Source organism: Chryseobacterium sp. 14P4.3.2 (assembly GCF_057799275.1).
In genome coordinates this window covers 415,124-436,292 of sequence record NZ_JBYOKO010000001.1, presented here as the reverse complement: position 1 = coordinate 436,292, position 21,169 = coordinate 415,124, and the positions used below count along the sequence as shown (strand labels likewise).

Annotated in this window: 17 protein-coding genes; 7 read left to right on the top strand and 10 right to left on the bottom strand. The window is 37.7% G+C overall.

Annotation, left to right across the window (positions count from 1 at the left end):
- Positions 1-16: 16 nt before the first annotated feature.
- The 7 genes from AC27VX_RS02005 to AC27VX_RS01975 form a co-directional block, all read right to left on the bottom strand.
- Positions 17-1,444, bottom strand: a complete 1,428-nt coding sequence (locus tag AC27VX_RS02005; RefSeq protein ID WP_488693617.1) for a glycoside hydrolase family 125 protein — start codon at positions 1,442-1,444, stop codon at positions 17-19.
- Positions 1,445-1,477: 33 nt separating this feature from the next.
- Positions 1,478-3,709, bottom strand: a complete 2,232-nt coding sequence (locus tag AC27VX_RS02000) for a GH92 family glycosyl hydrolase (protein WP_488693615.1) — start codon at positions 3,707-3,709, stop codon at positions 1,478-1,480.
- 127 nt (positions 3,710-3,836) lie between these two features.
- Positions 3,837-4,808, bottom strand: a complete 972-nt coding sequence (locus AC27VX_RS01995) for a glycoside hydrolase family 130 protein (protein WP_300687663.1) — start codon at positions 4,806-4,808, stop codon at positions 3,837-3,839.
- Positions 4,809-4,839: 31 nt separating this feature from the next.
- Positions 4,840-6,144: an MFS transporter gene (locus tag AC27VX_RS01990; RefSeq protein ID WP_488693613.1), complete on the bottom strand. Its 1,305-nt coding sequence runs from the start codon at positions 6,142-6,144 to the stop codon at positions 4,840-4,842.
- 155 nt (positions 6,145-6,299) lie between these two features.
- On the bottom strand, positions 6,300-7,925 hold the full coding sequence (locus tag AC27VX_RS01985; RefSeq protein WP_488693611.1) for a SusD/RagB family nutrient-binding outer membrane lipoprotein: 1,626 nt from the start codon (positions 7,923-7,925) through the stop codon (positions 6,300-6,302).
- Positions 7,926-7,942: 17 nt separating this feature from the next.
- The gene (locus AC27VX_RS01980) at positions 7,943-10,903 is read right to left on the bottom strand and encodes a SusC/RagA family TonB-linked outer membrane protein (RefSeq protein ID WP_488693610.1); all 2,961 of its coding nucleotides are present in this window, start codon (positions 10,901-10,903) and stop codon (positions 7,943-7,945) included.
- 386 nt (positions 10,904-11,289) lie between these two features.
- The gene (locus AC27VX_RS01975) at positions 11,290-12,168 is read right to left on the bottom strand and encodes an AraC family transcriptional regulator (RefSeq protein ID WP_236856929.1); all 879 of its coding nucleotides are present in this window, start codon (positions 12,166-12,168) and stop codon (positions 11,290-11,292) included.
- 199 nt (positions 12,169-12,367) lie between these two features.
- Between AC27VX_RS01975 and AC27VX_RS01970 the strand changes: the two genes are divergently transcribed.
- The 7 genes from AC27VX_RS01970 (at position 12,368) to AC27VX_RS01940 (ending at position 18,639) form a co-directional block, all read left to right on the top strand.
- The gene (locus AC27VX_RS01970) at positions 12,368-13,234 is read left to right on the top strand and encodes a helix-turn-helix domain-containing protein (RefSeq protein WP_488693607.1); all 867 of its coding nucleotides are present in this window, start codon (positions 12,368-12,370) and stop codon (positions 13,232-13,234) included.
- Between the two features lie 81 nt (positions 13,235-13,315).
- A complete protein-coding gene (locus AC27VX_RS01965; RefSeq protein WP_077413428.1) occupies positions 13,316-13,735 on the top strand; it encodes an OsmC family protein in 420 nt (139 codons plus the stop codon).
- Positions 13,736-13,851: 116 nt separating this feature from the next.
- On the top strand, positions 13,852-14,457 hold the full coding sequence (locus tag AC27VX_RS01960) for a TetR/AcrR family transcriptional regulator (RefSeq protein ID WP_488693605.1): 606 nt from the start codon (positions 13,852-13,854) through the stop codon (positions 14,455-14,457).
- A gap of 10 nt (positions 14,458-14,467) precedes the next feature.
- The gene (locus AC27VX_RS01955) at positions 14,468-15,736 is read left to right on the top strand and encodes an acetyl-CoA C-acetyltransferase (protein WP_488693603.1); all 1,269 of its coding nucleotides are present in this window, start codon (positions 14,468-14,470) and stop codon (positions 15,734-15,736) included.
- Positions 15,737-15,747: 11 nt separating this feature from the next.
- The gene (locus AC27VX_RS01950) at positions 15,748-16,173 is read left to right on the top strand and encodes a PaaI family thioesterase (protein WP_236856924.1); all 426 of its coding nucleotides are present in this window, start codon (positions 15,748-15,750) and stop codon (positions 16,171-16,173) included.
- Positions 16,174-16,175: 2 nt separating this feature from the next.
- Entirely contained in the window at positions 16,176-17,417 is a 1,242-nt protein-coding gene (gene fabF / locus AC27VX_RS01945; RefSeq protein WP_236856923.1) for a beta-ketoacyl-ACP synthase II, read from the top strand.
- Between the two features lie 97 nt (positions 17,418-17,514).
- Entirely contained in the window at positions 17,515-18,639 is a 1,125-nt protein-coding gene (locus AC27VX_RS01940; protein ID WP_236856922.1) for a TlpA family protein disulfide reductase, read from the top strand.
- Positions 18,640-18,728: 89 nt separating this feature from the next.
- Here the strand turns inward: AC27VX_RS01940 and AC27VX_RS01935 are convergent, their stop codons facing one another.
- The 3 genes from AC27VX_RS01935 to AC27VX_RS01925 are packed head-to-tail and all read right to left on the bottom strand — an operon-like array spanning position 18,729 to position 20,989.
- Complete coding sequence (locus tag AC27VX_RS01935) at positions 18,729-19,208, bottom strand: cupin domain-containing protein (RefSeq protein WP_236856921.1); 480 nt, start codon at positions 19,206-19,208, stop codon at positions 18,729-18,731.
- 21 nt (positions 19,209-19,229) lie between these two features.
- On the bottom strand, positions 19,230-19,649 hold the full coding sequence (locus tag AC27VX_RS01930) for a Dabb family protein (protein ID WP_236856920.1): 420 nt from the start codon (positions 19,647-19,649) through the stop codon (positions 19,230-19,232).
- A gap of 11 nt (positions 19,650-19,660) precedes the next feature.
- Positions 19,661-20,989: a hypothetical protein gene (locus tag AC27VX_RS01925; protein WP_300687677.1), complete on the bottom strand. Its 1,329-nt coding sequence runs from the start codon at positions 20,987-20,989 to the stop codon at positions 19,661-19,663.
- Between the last annotated feature and the right edge of the window lie 180 nt (positions 20,990-21,169).

Sequence of the window (21,169 nt, the reverse complement as noted above, 5' to 3'; positions counted from 1 at the left end):
GATATAAAAATGTTGACTATGTCAGCAGATCCGGATTTTCATTAAAGGTTTTCCATAATAGTTCTCCAAATAAGGTATTGGACCACGCAAACCATTCTCTGGTGAACTTTTTGTCATTGTCTTTATGGAAGGACTCATGCATAAAGCCTGTTCCGCCATGTGTCTTCTGCAAGGTATCTATGCACCCTCTGATCTCACTCCTGTCTTTTGTAGTGAGCGCTTTCATAATGATACTCATTGGCCAGATCATATCAAGTCCAATATGCGGACCCCCTATCCCTTCTGCCAGCTTTCCTTTGAAAAAGAACGGGTTATTTTCTGACCACACAAATTTTCTTGTGTTTTGATAAACAGGGTCATCAGCTTTTACCGCGTCCAGATAAGGCAGTCCCAGCAAACTTGGACAGTTCGCATCATCCATCAGGTTATAGCTTCCGAAACCATTGACTTCAAAAGCATATATTTTTCCAAATTCAGGATGATTGTAAATTCCGTATTTTTTGATGGCTGCATCTACCTCATCAGCAAGGCTGTTGAGTTGCTGAGCCAATGTTTTTTCGTTTTTTATCTGGGAAACCATTTCAGCTGCCTGGCGTAAGCTTACCACTGCAAATAAATTGGAGGGAATCAGGAATCCATAGATTGTGGCATCATCACTTGGCCGGAACATAGAACTGATCAATCCCACGGGTTTTGTCGGATAGCCATATCCTCCCATCGGAACTCCATCAGTAGCCCAGGCTGTTGTACGTTCAAATTTGTAAGGTCCCAGATCTTTTTTTCTCTGCTGTTCTGTGAAGGTCTGCAAAGTAAGTTTAATTCCCTGCAGCCAGTTGGCATCAAAAGGTTTTGTATCTCCTGTTGTTTTCCAGAAATGGTAGGCCAGGCGGATCGGATAGCACAATGAATCAATTTCCCATTTCCTTTCGTGGGTTCCCGGTTTCATATCCGTGTGGTCGTATTCCTGCCACTTACTTATCTTTTGATCATCATTATAAAATGCATTAGCATAAGGATCTTTCAGGATAAATGTTGTTTGCTTATGAATAACTCCTGAGATCAGTTTGTGAAGTTTCTCGTCTTTTTTGGAGAACTGCAGATAAGGAAAAACCTGCGCAGAACTGTCACGAAGCCACATCGCATCAATATCTCCAGTAATCACATAAGTATCCGGTATTCCATTATTTTCACTATAGAAAACAGTAGTATCCAATGTATTAGGAAAGCAGTTTTCAAAGAGCCAGCTTAGCTCTTTGTTTTTAACTTTCTTTTTAAAAGCTGCAATAGCACTTTCCACGGATTCACTGGCAAAATGTCTTTTGTCTTTTGGAACCCGGACAACTGGAAAATCCTCCAGGATCAGGTTTTTAGCAAAAACATTCTGAGTAAACAGCAGTCCGGCTCCTGCCAATGCACTTGTTTTAATAAAATTTCTCCTTTCCATTGATACTTTTGTTTCGTTTAATTTTTATTAGTCTTATTTCACAGGTTTACTTCCCATTACAAATCTCAGCTCTCCGCCGTTCATGATATCACTGTGGTTCAGTTCCCAGCTTTTGTATTCTTTTCCGTTCAGGAAGATTTTCTGTACATAGATGTTTTTATCTGATATTTTATCTGCAATCACCGTAAATGTCTTTCCGTTTTCCAATGTTAAAGAAGCTTTCGGGAATTGTGGGGCTCCGATGGCGTAAACAGGTTTCCCTGGTGTTACAGGATAGAATCCTAGCGATGAGAAAATATACCATGCTGACATCTGTCCGCAATCTTCATTATTGACAATTCCGTCCGGCTTGGCTGCATACATATTGTCACGGATATATTTTACCATTTTTTGCGTTTTGTACGGGCTTCCCACATAGTTGTACAGATAAGGAACATGATGCCCCGGCTCGTCTCCGAATCCTAACGACCCGATGAATCCTGAAATATCTACATGCTGTTCTCCTTCCATATGCAATGCCTCTGTGAAGGTTTTATCCAGTTTTTCTTCAAAGCTTTTTTTTCCTCCGTACAGATTCATCATTTCATCAATCTGATGGGGAACAAAGAAATCATAGGCCCAGATATTTCCAGACACCCAGTGTGGCTGCAGTTTTTTCCAGTCGTTAAGGGCGAAATCTGCTAAGAATTTACCGTCTTTCTGTCTCGGCCAGAAGTGTTTATTTTCTTTATTGAAGCTATTCAGGAAGTTCATAGAGCGTTTTTTGTACACTTCAGATTCTTCTTTTTTGCCTAATTTTTCGGCTAACTGCTGAATACACCAGTCATCATATGCATATTCCAATGTTGCGGAAACTGAAGCTCCGTTCTCGGATGGGGTATACCCCAGTTTGATATAGTCATTAAGGCCTCCGCCACCATCGCTGCTGCTCATTTTATCTGTTAAAGAAGCATCTTTCATTGCCGCAAAGGCTTTTTCAGCATCAATACCGGGAACTCCTTTGGAAATAGCATCCCAGATTACTGAAGCGCTGTGATATCCTAGCATACAGAAATTATCATATCCGCATAATTCCCAGATCGGCATATGATCTTTACGATCTGTATATCTGCTGATCAGAGAATTGGCAAATTCTTTGGTGTGCTTCTGATCCATAATGGTAAGTAATGGATGCGTTGCCCTGAATCCGTCCCAGTATGAATAGGTACTGTAGTTGGTGAACCATTTGGTATTCATATTTTCCTGAGCGGCTACATAATCACCATTGGCATCCATGTAAAGGTTAGGGGCAATGAAGGTATGGTAAACACCTGTGTAGAATATTTTTCTCTGGCTATCTGTTCCCCCAGTCACCTGGAATCTGCCGATAAGATCTCGCCAGGTTTGCTGTGCTGTTTCTCTGGCTTTTGCAAAATCTATATTTTTCGCTTCTGTATCAAAGTTTTCCTGTGCGTTTTCCGTGCTTACCGGAGATAGAGACACTTTTACTTCAATACTTTCGTTATCTTCTGTAGAAAACCTTACGAAAGCTTTAGCATCTTTAGCAAGAGCAATTTTTTCGTTATTTTTTGTTTTCCCTTCTGCATAAACTCCGTAAGATTTAAATGGCTTTGAAAATTCCATGACGAAGTAGGCAAATCTTTTTCCTCCCCAACCGCCACTGTAGCAATATCCTTTTATTTTATTATTTCCTTCTATACTTACCAAAGTGTGATAAATATTTCCGAAGATTTTATTGGTAGGATCAATGATGATATTGGCTTCATCTGTTTTCGGGAAAGTATATTTATGAAATCCTACTCTTGGTGAGGCGGTCAATTCTGCTTTAATCCCATAACTGTCAAGCATTACAGAATAATATCCCGGTGATGCCGTTTCTTTGTCATGAGTAAATTTTGAACGGTACCCTATTTCCGGATTTTCTTCTGATCCGGGAACCATTTTTACCTGTCCTACCGTTGGCATTACCAGAATATCTCCAAGATCTGCCCATCCCGTTCCACTAAGGTGATTATGGCTGAATCCCATGATCGTTTTACTGCTGTAGTGATATCCGGAGCACCAGTCCCAGTCGCCGCTTTTTGTATTCTGATCGGGGCTTAGCTGTATCATCCCAAATGGTGTAGTAGCCCCCGGAAATGTATGGCCATGTCCGCCTGTACCTATAAACGGGTCTACCCAGGATAAAACATTATTTTTATTTTGCTGAGCATTTGTTACCGAAATCAGAGTTGTAAAAAAGCAGATAAACAGGGATTTTTTCATGATAAAAGGTATCGAGGTTCTTTTTTATTTAAAAGTTGGTTTAAAAATATGAAAACCATAACAAAAATCCCAATAAACAGAGAGATTAAGCAGGTTTTCATATTTTTAAAACACTATGATCACATATTTAGATTGAATTCTTTTTCATAAAATCAATAATTTCTGAGATATACCCGAAGGCAATCGCTACTACAGTATCGGCTGCCCCATAATATACGGTTACTTTATCACCCTCCGTCAAGGCTGCGCAGGGGAAAACTACATTAGGAACATCCCCTGTCAGCTCATACAATTCAGCGGGAGCCAATAAGTAAGGTTTCGTTCTGTACAATACTTTTGTAGGATCTTCAAGGTCAAGCAAAGCAGCCCCCATTGAATATCTGAATCCTCTGCAGGTATTGATCACTCCATGATAGAAAAGCAGCCATCCTTCTTCTGTTTTGATAGGAACCGGCCCGCCGCCGATCTTGGTACACTGCCATGCACTGTCTTCAAAAGGTGTTACCTTCATCACACAACGGTGTTCTCCCCAGTACTTCATATCCGGGCTATAGCTGATATAGATATCCCCGAAAGGCGTATGTCCGTTATCACTAGGACGGCTCAGCATCGCATATTTACCATTAATTTTTTCCGGGAAAAGCACTCCGTTTCTGTTGAAGGGTAGAAATGCATTTTCACACTGAAAAAATTCTTTAAAGTCAAAGGTATATCCAATTCCGATGGTAGGTCCGTTATATCCGTTGCACCATGTAATCCAGTAGCGGTCTTCTATAAAAGTAACACGAGGATCATATTTATAGTCGGATTCAATCATATCGGTATTTCCTGCCTGCATTTCAATAGGATCATGATTGATCTCCCAATTAATTCCATCTTTACTGAAACCTGCGAAAATATTCATCTGCACCGCTTTGTTATCACAACGGAACACACCGGCAAATCCATCTTCAAAAGGAATCACGGCACTGTTGAATATACTGTTGGATGTAGGTATCGCATATCTGTTAATGATCGGGTTTTCGGAAAACCTCCACATGATATCATTGCAATCTTCCGGGCGATCCTGCCAAGGGATCATTACTGATTGAGCTGTCATAAAGTATTTTTTACTTTTTTATTTTAATTATTTACGAATTGATTGATTCTTTTTTCTGATTTTCTGAATAAGGGAAAGGAACTAATAAGGTCACCACAAATGCCGGGATCGTAGCAATCAACACCCAGATAAAGAACATTTTGTACCCGATCCAGTCACTGATCATTCCACTGAACATTCCGGGAATCATTACCCCAAGATTCATAATTCCTGTTGCAAAGGCATAGTGCGCTGTTTTATGTTTTCCAGGTGCAATCTGCTGCATCATATAGAGCATCAGTCCTACAAAACCAAAACCATAACCGAAGTATTCTACTACCACCGCAATACCTACAGGCAGAAGATCAACAGGCTGATAATGGGCCAATAATGCATATACCACAAATGGAATATTGAATGCACAGCACAGCCATATCAAAGATTTCTTCAATCCTCTGGCTGAAATGAAATATCCAGCAAGAACAGATCCTAAGATAAATGCTGCTGAACCATAAGTACCATATACAAGTCCAATATCAGATGTAGATAGTCCTAATCCTCCTGAAGATCTTGGAGCTTTAAAAAACAAGGGAGCAATTTTGATCGCAAAACCCTCTGCAAAACGGTACAAAATAATAAACAGAACCGACCATAAAATATTCTTTTTAGTAAAAAATGAAGTGATGACCTCCAATAATTCTTTACGAATATTTCCAGCTGTTTTATCTTTTTTCTGATCTTCTTCTTTGTTCTCTTTAGGCAGAATCAGATAGTGGTAAATGGCTAATACAAAAAACAGTAATGCATAAATAATCATAATGATCATCCAGGCATGGGTTACTCCTTTCGTTTTTTCTAAAAAGCCTGCAAAATAGACTAATGCTCCACTACTGATAATCTTCGCCAGATTGTAAAACGCACCCTGCCATCCAATGTATTTTGCCTGTTCTTTATTGGTCAAAAAGCCAATATAAGTACCGTCTGCTACCACATCATGGGTAGCTCCGCAAAATGCCACCACAGCAAACAGGGCAATACTGTATTTGAAAAAGTCGTTTAAAGGCAGACTTAATGCAATCAGTGCAAACAAAATTCCTATCGCAAACTGGGTAAAAACAACAAAGAATTTCTTGGTTTTATAGATCTCCAGAAAAGGACTCCAAAGGGGTTTTAACGTCCAGGAGAACAAAATAAGAGCGGTCCAGAATGTGATCTGCGAATCCGAAACCCCCATATCTTTATACATAATTCCTGAAACCGCATTAATGGTCACAAAGGGAACTCCCATTGCGAAATATAATGTGGATATCCAGAGAATAGGCTGAATCCGACGGGTTCCGGAGTTATTTTTTCCCATATTTAAAAATAAGATTCTAAAGAAAAAGAGAGCATCTCAAAAAGCTCATATCGGCTAATAAAACGAAACTATAAATTTTGGAGATTTTACGCTCCAGCCTCAATGAGTGAATGCAAATTTGAGATGCCTCTGTATTGTTGAGTGATTGTGGTGTATTATTTTTTATCCCACCATAATTTGGTTCCACCGGTATCAGGTCCACTAAGAGTTTGTACCGCCTGTTGATAGTTATACAAGGATGTTTTAGTGTCAATAGTGAAAGGAATCCTTCTGATCATAGCTTCTGTACTGATCAATCCTCCACTGTCATTTTTTCTTACCTTAAAAAGGATAGGATATCCTGTTCTTCTTTGCTCTGCCCATGCTTCTGGTCCGTTCGGATAAAGGGACAACCATTTTTGGGTAATGATTCTTTCCAGTTTTCTTTCGTTAGAATCTCCGTCATTCCATGCAATGGTAATTGTACTTAATTGGGGATTTCCAGCATCTATGTTATTGGCTGCATTTTTTGGATCAACATAAGGAGCTTCCGTAGCTGTTGTATTGGCAAGATAAGTTCCAACCTCTGCACTTTTCCCCCATTCACCAAAAGATTGCTGAACTCCGGTTGTATAATTGATTTTAATATCACCTGCTCCGGTATATCCTCTCAACGCTGCTTCAGCTTTCAGGAACCATGTTTCTGCAGCTGTAAATAATTTCATTTTACCATCGGTTGCTGAAAAATAATCTCCAGCTGCTGATTTCGCCTGCGGTTGCGAGAATGCACCATACGTAGATTTTCCATTTAATAAATCAATTCCCTGGCGTACCCCTATGTATTTCCCCTGAACATCTACGTCTTTTGCAGGAATAGCGTATGCAGAAAGTCTTGGATCATTATATCCATTCATATAGGCCATCAAAGGCGCTCCTATTAAACAATCTCCCCATGAATAGATAATAAAACTTAATTCAGACTGTCCTACATTAATCAATGCATTATCAACATTATCAGTAATAAATCCTGCGGTTGAAGCCAATGCTTCTTCAGCATATTGTTTTGATTTGGCCGGATCTGCATAACTCATTCTCATAGCTAACCTCAGCTTCAATGAATTGGCCAGTTTTGCCCATTGAGTCATATTTCCTCCATACACCAAGTCAGCACTTTTTAATGAAGTTTTATCTTCTACATTCTGTGTTGCCGGGGTAGCCGCTATTTTCTGTAAATCTGTAATAGCTGAACTAAGATCAGCAATAAAATAATTGTAAGCATCCTGCTGGGAATCGAAATCAGTAACTCCGTTAGGATTAGGCTTTTCATATTTACTGTATACTAGAGGACCATGGTTGTCTGAAACTCTTGCTGCCGTAATCACTTTCAAAATCTTTTTAACGGCAAATGTTCCGGTAAAATCTATTCCCGCATAATTACCTTTAGCAGCATTATCAATGATGATAGAATAATTGAAAATATCCTGTTGTCTGGCAATAATCCTATTATTCCACCCGTCCATCATAGAATAGGTAAGGTTATTTACCCCGCCATTAAACTGAGTTGCCGTACTGAACATTCCACTGTACATATCGGCACTAAGGTTAGGATAAAGCTGATAATCCGACTGCAACCCCCTCTGTATGGATTTCATTGGGTTAACAATAGCGATAAAATCTGCGTAAAAATTTTCTGGTCCACCCAGTTTTTCCTGGTTATATTGTTCAAAGTCATTGGTACATCCTGATGCAGAAAACAGAACAGCAGCTCCGAATACCAATGTTTTAATAGTATTGATTTTCATTTTCTTAGTTGTAAAAGTTAGAAGTTCGCTTTTAATGATAATCCGACAGATCGGGTAACCGGTAGTCCGAATGAATCTACCCCTACTCCTCCAGGCGTGTTTCCTGATACCTGTTCAGGGTCAAACGGTGCTTTTTTATAGAAGAAAAATAAATTAGTCCCCACTAAACTTACCGTTGCATTTCTCATATATTTTGAATTGATATCAAAGGTATATGAAACAGAAGCCTGACGTAAACGTACTGTTGTAGCGCTATACAAATAAACTTCGTCAATTCCTTTTCCAAAACCTTCTGTAGTCCCAACTGCTTTATAGTAGTCTTTCGCGTTAGTAGTCCCGGTATAAGCTTGCCCTGCATTAGGAGTTCCCGGTGCATATACTGCATTTGGAATAGACACTCCTCCAGCATCTCTTGCATCAGCAGTAGCCTGACTTACTCCAAACAAATCATTGGCTTTCTCAGTAAGAGAAAGAACTTTACCTCCAAATTTACCATCAATAAGGAAAGAAATTCCAAGCTTACCAATGTTAAATGAGTTATTGAAACCCATAATAAACTTAGGGTTCGGGTTTCCAAGATAAGAAACAGTAGTTTCGCCTATTGGAACCCCTTTCTCATTCACTAAAATACGTCCCTGATCATCTCTTTTAAACTTAATTCCGTAAAGATCTCCGAAAGATCCTCCCAATTTAAGTTTGGTATATTCTCCTCCTCCTGTCAATGAGAAAGGAAGTTCTTGAGAAATACTCAACTTTGTTGGGAATAGTTCAACAATCTTATTCTTATTTGCTGAAGCATTCACAGTAGCAGTCCATCCGAATTTTTCCGAATTGAAAACTTTATAAGATAAGGAAGACTCAAAACCTGTATTACGGATTTTCCCTGCATTTAAGTAGTATGACCCAGGAATCAATCCTCCTAAATATGACGGAATTGTAGTTTCCAATAACTGGTTACTTGTATTCGAGTTATAATAAGTGATATCAAAGCTTAATTTGTTATTCAACATTCTTAATTCAGTTCCCGCTTCAAAAGTTTTATTAAGCTCCGGTTTTGGGAGTAAATCTTCAAAGCCGGCACCTGTAGCAAAGGAGCTTTTAGGGTATACAAGCGTTCCTGCATCTACACCATAGGTATATCCTTTGTTGTATTCAACCATTGCATTGGATATATTCGTTGGCAATCCCAATCCTACTGTTGCATAAGATCCTCTTACTTTCCAGAAATTAATAGCTTCCGGAAGTTTGAAGACAGAAGATAATATAGCATTCACCCCTACAGACTCATAGTCAAACCCGGTTCTTCCCGTTAAAGCTAAAGTAGAATCCCAGTCGTTTCTGAAAGTCATATCCACATAGAACATATTCTTGTACCCTATGGAAGCACTTGCAAATACAGACTGCACCTGCTTTTTCATATTGGTATACGTATGATGATACCCGTCTCCCGGTGCTCTGTTTGTACTCCACTGAAGGTTATTCAATGTAAAAAGATTAGGATTTGCCAGATAGGCATTATCAATTTGCGTGATCTTATTTCTTGTTGTATTGACACTTCCTCCTACAGTAAAATCTAATGAGATCGATTCACTTATTTTAGGATTACCAATTAACAAAACATCTCCATAGGTAGAAGAATTTTCGTAAATATTCTTAAGCATTCTGCCATTAACCCCATTCGCCAGTAAACTAGGTGCTGAAAAAGCAGCAATATCACGCTGGCTATCAGAAGTATTCCAGCTGTAGTTTCCTCTCACTCTTGCAGACAACCATGGATTAATCTGATATGAAAGAGCAAGTGCACCATATGCATTCTTATTAGACACTGTAACAGGATTTCGATTTAGGATCCAATACGGATTTTGTGTTACCGGATTTCCCTTAAAGCTTCCATCCGGATTTACTTCCCACCAATTCTGAGCTGGCAAAAATCTGGTTTTATCTAAATAGGAATAGTTATTAGCTCCATATTGATCAAAATCTACACCTCTAGGTAACCAGTACAAACTGGTCAGAGGAGAAAAAGACGCTCCCGGAGTCTGTCTGTTCTTACTTTCCTGTAAAGATCCAATAAAGTTGGCATCTAACGTTAATTTATCATCCAGAAACTTACTTGAATTTCTGAAAGAGATGTTATACTGATCAAAATAAGATATCGGAACCACTCCTTTGTTGGTTGTATTCCCGATAGAGAAATAGTTGGTAGACTTTTCATTCCCTGACTGAAAAGAAAGGCTGTTTACCCACGTCGTTCCAGTCTGCAGAAAATCTTTAAGATAATCCTTAGATGAGCCTTTCGCTCCCCAGCTGTCTACAGCCTGTCCTGGCTGTGATCCTGCTACAGAGGGATCATAAGATAGATAACTGTGTTGCAGTTTTGGAAGGCTATAAGCCCTATCTACAGTAAGACTTGAACTGTATGTGATTATGCTTTTTCCCGCACGTCCTTTTTTAGTGGTAATCAAAATAGCTCCATTTCCTCCGGCAGATCCATACAATGCAGAAGCAGAAGCCCCTTTCAGGAAATTCATACTTTCAATATCATCAGGATTGATTGAGCTTAAGACATCTCCCGGATCCGGCATATTAGAATATTGTCCGATATCTGCTGATTTTCCCGTTCCGTTGATAATAGGAATTCCATCAATCACATAGAGTGGCTGTGTATTGTTTACAGATTTATTCCCTCTCATAATCACCCTTACAGAGCTTCCTACACCATTGGTTCTGTTGATCTGTACATTGGAAACTTTTCCGTTGATTGAATTTAATAGGTTCGGAGTTTTCACTTCTGTCAGCTCATCTCCGCCAATCTGCTGACTGGAGTACGTCAAAGAACGGGCCTGCCTTTTGATCCCCAAAGAGGTGACCACGACCTCCTGAATGCTGGTTGTCTTCGCTGTGTCAGAAGCTTTTTTCTCCTGTGCAGTGGCAGAAAGTGAAAAAACGAACAGAATAGGTATAACTGCTTTTCTCATAAGGTTTAGATATAGTTAGATTTAATTGAGAATCAATTACATTGCTTTATATTTAAATACGAAATTCTATTGTTTTTTTAGCAATATTTTATCGTTTACGCATTAAAATATTTAAAGTTTTCTTAAGATTTAATTCACATTGACAAATCTAAATTTTGTAACCAGTCTGATATAATACTATTTTATCATAAAACGATATTATTTTTTCAGCAACTTCAAAAAAAAGCAAATAACACACTCAATATCAATAAAATAAGACACCACCCAATCAATTAAAAAAAGAGGATTGATCTTCGTATTTTATCAAAATCAGACAAAATACTTTGCTTTAGATCTTAAAAATTAAAAGAAACCGATGAAACCGGGATACCAATTGTAAAGAAATACTATTCAATTTTTTTAACCCCTTTAAATTGTTCTTTAAATTCTGTAGGAGTTGTTTTTTTGATAGACTTAAATACCTTATTGAAATTCGCAATATTATTAAAACCGGCCTCAAAAGCGATTTCAAAGACCGTCAGATTCTTTTCCATCAGCCAGCGTGCAGCATAGCTGATCCGAATTTCATTAAGGTAATTGATAAATGTTTTCCCCGTTCTCTTTTTTATGAAACGATTAAAGGTCACATTACTCATATTAACCAAAGAAGCAGCATCGTCCAACGTTATTTTATTCTCAAAATTCTTATGAACAAAATCATGAATAATCTTCATTTTATCATTATCACCAAAAGTTTCCAGCTCTATGCTGTAGGATGATAAAAGTGTCTTATTTTCTGCAACGGCCAGTTCATTCAAAATCTTCATAATTTCTATAAAAGATTCAAAACTGTTCATTTTTGACAGATTGAGAAATGAATCTTTTAGTTTTTCGGCCGTTTCTGTGGAAAAAAGAATCCCTCTGATCGAATCTTTCATCAGATTATTAATCGGTTTCAGGATGTTTTTCTGCATCATCGACTGATTAAAAAAATCCTGATTGAACTGAATAGTGATCTCGTGGGTCTTTCTGTTCTTGCATTTATAATTGGCCCAGCAATGGGGCAGATTGGGGCCAACCAAGACCAGTTCTATGTTTCCGATCTCTCCCGTATGGTCGCCTATCATCCTTCGGTATCCTTTTCCTTTGTAAACAAAATTAATTTCAATTTCAGGATGGTAATGATAAGGGAAATCAAATGATGCTTTGATCCTGTCGAACACAAGAAAACTGTCCTCAGCAGATAGTGGAGTTATTTCTCTCAGAATATTTTCTAATTCACTCATGCAGGCAGTTTTGAAAAAGGGTTAAAAATAGAGGTTGCGGTACAAATCTTTGTAAAAATGATAAAATAATATCAATGTAAAAACATATTTTCGCTTTTTTTCATGCTATTTTAATAGGTATAGCATCATAAAATAGGATACCAATAATTTAATCTGTTTGAAATCATGCTTTTTTGTATCTTTAATCTAAAGTTAAAGTATGCCGCCACCTCTTATTTTTGAAGATCATTATAAAAGACTCGGGCTTGAAATATTTTCAGAAGAAAATCTGGAAAACGTCAACGGAAATAAGTTTAGAACAGACGTTAAAATTTTTTTCATTCCTGCAGGTTACGAACTTACCGTTGATTTTAATCATTACAAAACAAAGAAACCCTCATTATTCTTTCTTACCAACCAGCACCTGAATATAGAAAAAGGAAAAGAAGAGTCAATACTTCTGTATTATAACCGTGATTTTTATTGTATTCAGATTCATGATAGAGAGGTTGCCTGTGACGGACTTCTCTTTCATAATGTATTCGAAATTCCATTTGTGGAACTCGACGATACAGAAACAAAGCTTATAAAAGAGCTTTTTCAAAATATTAAAATCGAACTTCAAGCGAAAGATTCTTCTGTGGAAGAAATGATCAGAACCTATGTAAAGCAGATGATCATCCGGGCAACAAGACAATGGAAAAAACAGAATCTGAACAATAAGATCACTAAAAGTTCAGGCACCGAACCCGATCTTTTCAGAGACTTCAGCAGATATCTGGAAATTCATTTCCGGGAAAAACATAATGTAGCAGATTATGCAGAACTCCTTCATATGGCTCCTAAAACATTAGCCCACAAATTCAGAAATTTAAACATTGATTCTCCGAACCAGCTTATTATTAACAGGATTTTATTAGAAGCTAAAAGATTATTGTTCTATACTGACAAACCAGTCAAAGAAGTAGCCTATGATCTCGGCTATGAGGATCCTGCTTATTTCAACAGGCTTTTCACCAGTAAAACAGGAAGTACTCCTGCTTATTTTAAAAAAAATTACTCTACGGGAAAAAAGTACAATATTTAAGTCTTTTCCTCTATTGAATAAAACCTGCCACAGATCTACCTTTGTATCATCAAAATCAAACAATATTAAAAAACAAACATTATGAGACGTAACGCAACAGCCGTTTGGAACGGAACAATCAAAGAAGGAAAAGGACACCTAACAACGCAAAGTACAACATTAAACCAGACTCAATACTCTTTCAACAGCCGTTTTGCTGACGGAGTGGGAACCAATCCCGAAGAGTTGCTTGCAGCAGCGCATGCAGGATGCTTTACTATGAAACTGGATGCAGAGCTTTCTCAGGCAGGTTATAATCCTGAAGAACTGAAAACAACTTCTGTTATCACTCTGGATCCTAATATTGGAAAAATCACAAAATCTGAATTGACTTTAACGGCTAAAGTTCCGGGAATTTCAGAAGAAGAGTTTCAGAAATTTGCTAAAATAGCAGAAGAAGGATGCCCTGTAAGTGCTGCTTTCAACTTTGAAATCACTCTGAATGCTACTTTAGAGCAATAAGGATTGTAAATAGTACACATTAAATCTGAGCAATAGTAACCCTCAGATTTAATTTTCAAACAAAATATACCAATTGGTATATTTTTGTATATTTGCATTATAATTAAACACTTAAAATGTCAAAAGCGGAAAAAACAAAACAGTTCATTATTGAAAAAACAGCTACTTTGTTTAATACAAAGGGCTATATATCTACTTCGCTTTCAGACATTACTCAAGCAACGGGGCTGACGAAAGGAAGCATCTACGGTAATTTCGAAAATAAAGATCAGGTAGCCATTGAGGTGTATAAATACAATGCAAGCCAATTGAGCAAAATTATGAGCCGTTCGTTTGGAGATCAATATCCGGCCTCCGTAGATAAACTTCATGCTTTTGTTGATTTTTACAGAAAGAACTGGCGCTCTGTCTTTTCAAATGGGGGCTGCCCGCTGATGAATGCTGCTACCGAAGCAGATGACTCATTTCCAGTGCTCAAAAACCAGGTTAAAACATCTTTTGAAGCCTGGACTGGAAAAATAACGGCCGTCATTCAACATGGTCAGGAAAACAAAGAACTGAATGAGAAGGTAAATGCTGATGAATATGCATCATTATTTGTGATGCTTATTGAAGGGGGAATCTTACTTTCCAAAACCATGGATGATGAGAAATTCCTGAATCAGGCTTTAGATAAAATCAGGAGTATGATTGACCAGGAACTCAATATTCTTCCATCATAAAATTCACCTTATGGAAACAAAAAAAGTGGCAATAATAGGATACAACAGAATTCCATTTGCCAGAATGAATACCGCTTATACAGAAAAAGGCAATCAGGATCTTCTACTGGCAGCACTGAATGGATTGATAGACCGCTATCAGCTCAAAGGAAAATTGCTTGGAGAAGTTGCAGGTGGAGCCGTGATTAAGCATATTTCTGAAAGCAACCTCATCAGAGAAACGGTTATGAACACTTCTCTTGATTCCGCTACCCCTGCCTGTGATCTTCAACAGGCCTGTGATACAGGGATTGAAGCAGCAATCTATATTGGAAATAAAATTGCTTTGGGACAGATAGAAAGTGGTATAGCCTGCGGAGTAGAAGCCATGAGCAATATTCCTTTTGAGTCTTCACCACGATTAAGAAAGGCTTTATTAAAAGCGAATAAAGAAAAATCAGCCTTTGGAAAACTAAAACAACTCTTAGGCCCCAAACTGAAAGACTGGATGCCGGTCCCTTATAAAGGACAGGAGCCTAAAACAGGTCTGGTAATGGGTGAGCATACAGAGATTACAGCTAAATACTATAAGATTTCCAGAGAGGAACAGGATGAATTAGCGTTAAAAAGTCATCAAAACATGACAAAAGCTTATGATGAAGGATTTTTTGACGATATGATTACCCCTGCTTTCGGTTTGGAAAAAGATAATAACCTCCGCCGTGACAGCAGTCTGGAAAAATTATCACAGCTAAAACCTGCCTTTGATAAGCAAAATGGAACTTTAACGGCAGGAAACTCCACTCCATTTACGGATGGAGCTTCAGCAGTTTTATTAGCAAGCGAAGAATGGGCGAAAGCCAACGGCCTCCCTGTTTTAGCATATATCACTTTTTCAGAAGTCGCAGGAATAGAGTATGTCGAAAATAAACAAGATTTACTTCTTGCTCCGGTATTTGCGGCAGAAAGAATGCTGAAAAAAGCAGGCATGAGTCTGTCAGAATTTGATTATTACGAAATTCATGAGGCATTTGCAGCACAGGTTTTAGCCACTATAAAAATCTGGGAAAATGATGATCTGGCAAAAAAATTCGGCTTGGAAAAAGCATTAGGAAAAATAGACCGGACTAAACTGAATGTAAAAGGAGGAAGCCTGGCAGCAGCCCACCCTTTCGCAGCAACAGGCGGAAGAGTGATTGCAACTCTTGCAAAACTTCTTCATGAAAAAGGAAATGGAAAAGGATTTATCTCCATATGTGCAGCGCGGGGACAGGGCATAACGATGATTTTAGAAAAATAAAAATTGAAAGTATGGATAGATTAACACAATTAAAACAATTCATCGGAAAAGAATTTGACCAGTCACCATCTCCTTTTATGAAATGGCTGAATCCTATTGTGCTTTCTGTAGAAGAAGGGCAGCTTGAGTTTCAATACACTGTAAGAGCTGAGTGGCTGAATCCGATTGGAAATCTTCACGGCGGAGTTACAGCAGCTATTATAGATGACGTTATCGGTGCCACCATGTTTTCTTTAAATGAAAATTCTTTCATCACCACTATAAATAATGTCATTGATTATTTTTCAACTGCAAAAGAAAATGATAATATTGTAGCTGAAACTAAAATCATTAAAAGAGGCAGGCAATTTGTAAACGCGCAATGCGAAATATGGAACGCTGACAAAACGCGCTTAATTGCAAGAGGGACCTCCAATTTATTCAAAATCAATAACTAAGTATGAAACGAGTTGTCATTACAGGTCTGGGCGCAGTGACGCCTTTGGGAAATAATGTCGAAGAATTTTGGCAAAACAGCATCAATGGAATGAGTGGGGCTAATAAAATAACCCATTTCGATACGGAAAAATTTAAAGTTCATTTTGCTTGTGAGGTTAAAAATTTTGATCCAAAAGTTCATTTAACACACAACGAAATCAAAAGAAGTGATCTATTTTCACAATATGCAATGTATTCAACTGCGGAAGCTTTAAAGGATTCCGGACTTGAACTTGAAAATATGGACCCTTTCGATACTGGTGTAATCTGGGGAACAGGACAGGGCGGAATGTGGACTTTCGAAAGCGAGGTAATGAATTTTGCTGCCGGTGACGGAACACCAAGATTCAATCCTTTTTTTGTACCGAAGTTCATCGCCAACATGGCATCAGGAATGATCTCTATGAAATATGGTCTTCAGGGGATCAACTATACAACGGTTTCAGCATGTGCAACCGGGAATACCGCGTTAATGGATGCTTTCAACTACATTCGTCTTGGAAAAGCTAAAGTAATTGTAAGCGGAGGTTCTGAAGCAGCCATTTCTCCGGCATCTATCGGTGGGTTTTCTATTATGAAAGCCATGTCTACGAGAAATGATGATTTTTCAACTGCAAGCCGCCCTTATGATGCCAACAGAGATGGTTTCGTAATGGGTGAAGGTGCAGGAACTTTGATTCTGGAAGAGTACGAACATGCCAGGGCAAGGGGTGCAAAAATCTATGCAGAATTGGTAGGAGCTGCGATGACAGCGGATGCTTATCACATGACAGCACCTCATCCTGACGGAGTGGGAGCAATCAAAGCAATGCAATTAGCGCTTAATGAAGCAGGAATTAACACAGATGATATTGATTATATTAATCCTCATGCTACCTCTACCCCACTTGGAGATCTGGTGGAACTGAACGGTATCAATAAATTATTTAAAGGAAGTAAAAACCTTGACATCAGTGCCACAAAATCCATGACAGGTCACTTACTAGGAGCAGCAGGTGCTGTTGAAGCAATTCTGTCCATCAAAGCCATTCAAAACGGAATTATTCCACCAACCATCAATCTTCATTCTATTGACGAGAATATTCCACAGGATATCAATATTGTATTTGGAGAAGCGAAGGAAAAAGACATTACCTATGCTTTAAGCAATGCCTTTGGGTTCGGAGGTCATAATGCAACCGTAATTTTCAAGAAGTTCAGCTAATCCTGAAATCAAAATAAATTGTAATCCTTGTGTTTTTTGCACAAGGATTTTTTATGTATAAAACTTTTTGTAAGTTAGTTCCATTACAAAATATTTTATGAAGAAACTTCTCTATGCATTATTAATTCTCATTTCAAATTTTATTTATTCTCAGAATAATTTTGAAATTGATCTCAGTTCAGATTCATACATTAATGACAGCCTCATGTTGGGTGCTCCAATGACGAGAAACGGATTTGGAGATCTTTATACATTCAAAATACAAACGAATGATAATATTTCTGATTTTGGTAAAAAGATCAAGATAGCTCATTCAATTTATTATTTTAAAATTCAAAAGAAAAATATTGTCAATGGTTTTATAGAATATCCTCAACCTGTAGCGTTTGGCTATATAGGAAAGAAAGGTGAGCCCATTTATAATACAAAAATATTTTTCTTAGAAAAAGGAAAATATAAAATTAATTTACCTCAACACATTAACAATCTAGAACTTAATATAGATTCACCGGCCAATAAAGAATATAAGGCTTTACAAAGATCATTGGAACAGTTTTATATAAAATCAAAAAGTCCTCACCATCGTGACAGTTTGATCAACATGAACAAGAAACAGGAATTTTTAGGAGAATATATCAGGAAAAAACCAAATTCATATGTCGCATTATGGGAGATTGTGAATGATTATACTCTTGAGGATTATCACCCTGCTTATTTGAAAAACTTAAATTTATTTTCAGCAAAATTTAAACAAAACAAATTATACAAAGGTGTTGAAGCTCGTTTAAAAGCAGAACAATCTACATCCATCGGACAAAAAATACCTGATATTTATTTTGACAAGCAGAATAAATTGACTTCGGAAGACTTTAAGAAATATAAATTAACCTTTATTGACTATTGGTCAACCACATGTGCTCCCTGTATAAAAAGTATGCCTGAACTTGTGAAGCTGTATCATGAATATAAAGATCAAAATGTAAATTTCATCACGATCACAGACGAACAAAAACCCAATAGAATGGAGATTGCAAAGAATATTTTAAAGAAAAACAATGCGAATTGGATGAATTTCTTTGATGCCAACAAAGACTTCCAAAAAAAAGTGAATGCTACAACCTATCCCCTCCACTTTATCATCGATGAAAACGGAAAAATAATTGCCCGAATCAGCAATAGTATTGAGGAAGCCAGAACTGTTATTAAAAAGTATTTAGAATAATTTCTTCAAAAGGAAAAGCAGCCAAAACTGGCTGCTTCAAACATAACGAATCTATATAATTCTCTTTTAAAAGAGAGTTGTATTAAAAATTACTGAGCATCCGGAACGAAAAGATCATCAGCATTTTCTGAAATCGGGATGTAAAGTCTCTCCCATTCTTTACTTTTCACCATATCCCAGCTGTGTCCGGATCCTTTAAGATCTTCGGCAAGAAGTACAACTCCAGGTTTAATCATAAAAGTGGACCCGTCTGTCACTTTGAATTTAATATTCCCTTTGATGGTAATTACATATTGCCTTCTGGGTGCAGGATGGGCGTTTTTCTCCCATTCTTCAGTTTTATTACTCATCCAGAAGGTCGTTGTATTCATGTGCTTAAGTGTTGGTATTTTTCCTTTCTCAAAAGTACATGACCCATCAGGGTTATTAATCAACCTTATAGCCGGAATAAACTCTGTGGAGACTTCCGGAGTTACACTCACATTTTTGTGGTTTTTATGTTGTGCATTCATAAATCCTACAGTACTTACTACTAAAACAAGGCTAAGCCCTTTCATGAAATTTTTCATTATAAATTTAATTCTTTATTTTTAATTATATACAGTATCATAAACCAACATTCTGTCAAAGAATGGTTTATATTTCTGAACCAGTGCCAGATGCTCGGGAAGTTTTCCGTAAGCTTCCAGTTCTTCCAGACTCTCAAATTCCATAGAGGCATTGTAGGTAAATGTGCTGTCTAAAACACTTCTCGGAGTGGATGCTGCTGGTTTTCCGTAGCGAAGATTTTTTTGGTAAGGAAGTTTTTTAAGGCCTTCAAAAAAATTCTCAAATTCTTTTACTTCTGATTCAGAAAGATCTTTTCTCAGCCAGAACAATAAATAATGGAAGTACATTTTTTTCTTTTTTATAGGGTTAAACATGGGTAAAGCAGAGGCCAGCATATTTCCCGAAACCAAAAGCAAGGCAGAAGCCTGAACGGATCGGAATAAAAATTTTCTTCTTTCCATAGTATCTTATTTTAATTAAAATCGATTCTGTATTTAAGGACAAACTGCCATTTTCTGTCAGAGACTACTGCATCATTGGAAGGGCCGTTAGCATAAACAGGTCTGTTCTGCGCATCAAAGGTTAATCTGGAGGACATTCCGTTCAGCAGAAGAGATATTCCCGCATCATAGACTACTGCATTATCATGAAGTCCTTTCAGGTCAGATAATTGTATTCCAACTGCCGGCTGTAACTGGAGATTTTTCTTCTCTTTATTTAAATAAGGAAGGGTTCCTCCCAATTGTACATAATAGGTATTTCCGGTTCCGATGACAGGCATTGCATTTCCTGCTCCGTTAAGGCTGGCCTGAGTAACATCTACAGAAGTTGCAGGGTTATTGGTTCCTACATACCGGATATAGTTTGGACCATAATCATTATGCATTGCCATTCCATAAGCACTTATTGATGTTCCGTTTTCTTTGTTCAGCGGGGCATCATAGAATAAATCTACTGCAAAGCTTTTCATATCATCATTCACCGTATTTTTTCCGGAATCCAGATGCCATAGTGCATTGTGGATATAATCAAATCCGGCTCCTAAACTCAATACATTCTTTTTGCCAACGTATGTTCCCGAATTAAAAGGGGTTGAAATATTCTCTTTATCCAAGAAAGCATATCTGAAATATCCTGAGAAATCTTTCCCCGGAGAATTTTTACTGAAAGCAGCCACATTATATTTAGGATCTGCAGTGGTCATCGTATAAGGATCTGCTACTACCAGACGGTAATCAAATTTTCCCAGCTGGCCCTTGATATAAGCACTGAGCTCTCTCACTGTATAGTCTGTAGCTCCGGCATTGGAAGTGGCATAAGCCGGAAGATCGTACAACAGCGTATTTAAAGGGCCCGTTGTAAACCTTGAAAGACCGCGCCATGTAGAGCGTCCAGCTCCGAAAGCAATTTTATCATTAAAGGAATATTCAGCATAAGCATCCAACAGATCAAAATAATTACTCGCTTTTGCATTGGCATTCACGTTGGTAGTTCCTCCCTGCAATACGAACATTAATTTCTCAGTAGGTTTGTAGGTCATTTTCACACGAACTCTGCGAAGCGAAAGATCAGACAGATCTGATTTAGCTTCATTATTCACAAGACTTCCAGGATTCAGCTGTGTATACCTGGCCCATAGTTCAGCGTACCCGCTCAGGGAAATATATCGTGAATGTTCATCATTGAAATAATGGGTCAATCCGGGATTATTAAAATCATTTTTCTTCTGAGCTTCTAATTTTCCCATGATTCCCAACAGGGAAAATAAAGCAAGTCCGGTTCTGAAAGAGGTAGTCTTCATATTTTTTCTATTCTTATCTTTTTGTTGATTTCAACGGGACAAAATTAGATCGGGAAAGCCTGCACTGGTATTAGAAATCTATTAGAAACCTTATAGAAAACTATTAAAAAGGTTAATCTTTTCTGATAAAATGAAAATATGAAATACCTTTGTACAGGGATTTAAGGCTAGCTGAAAATC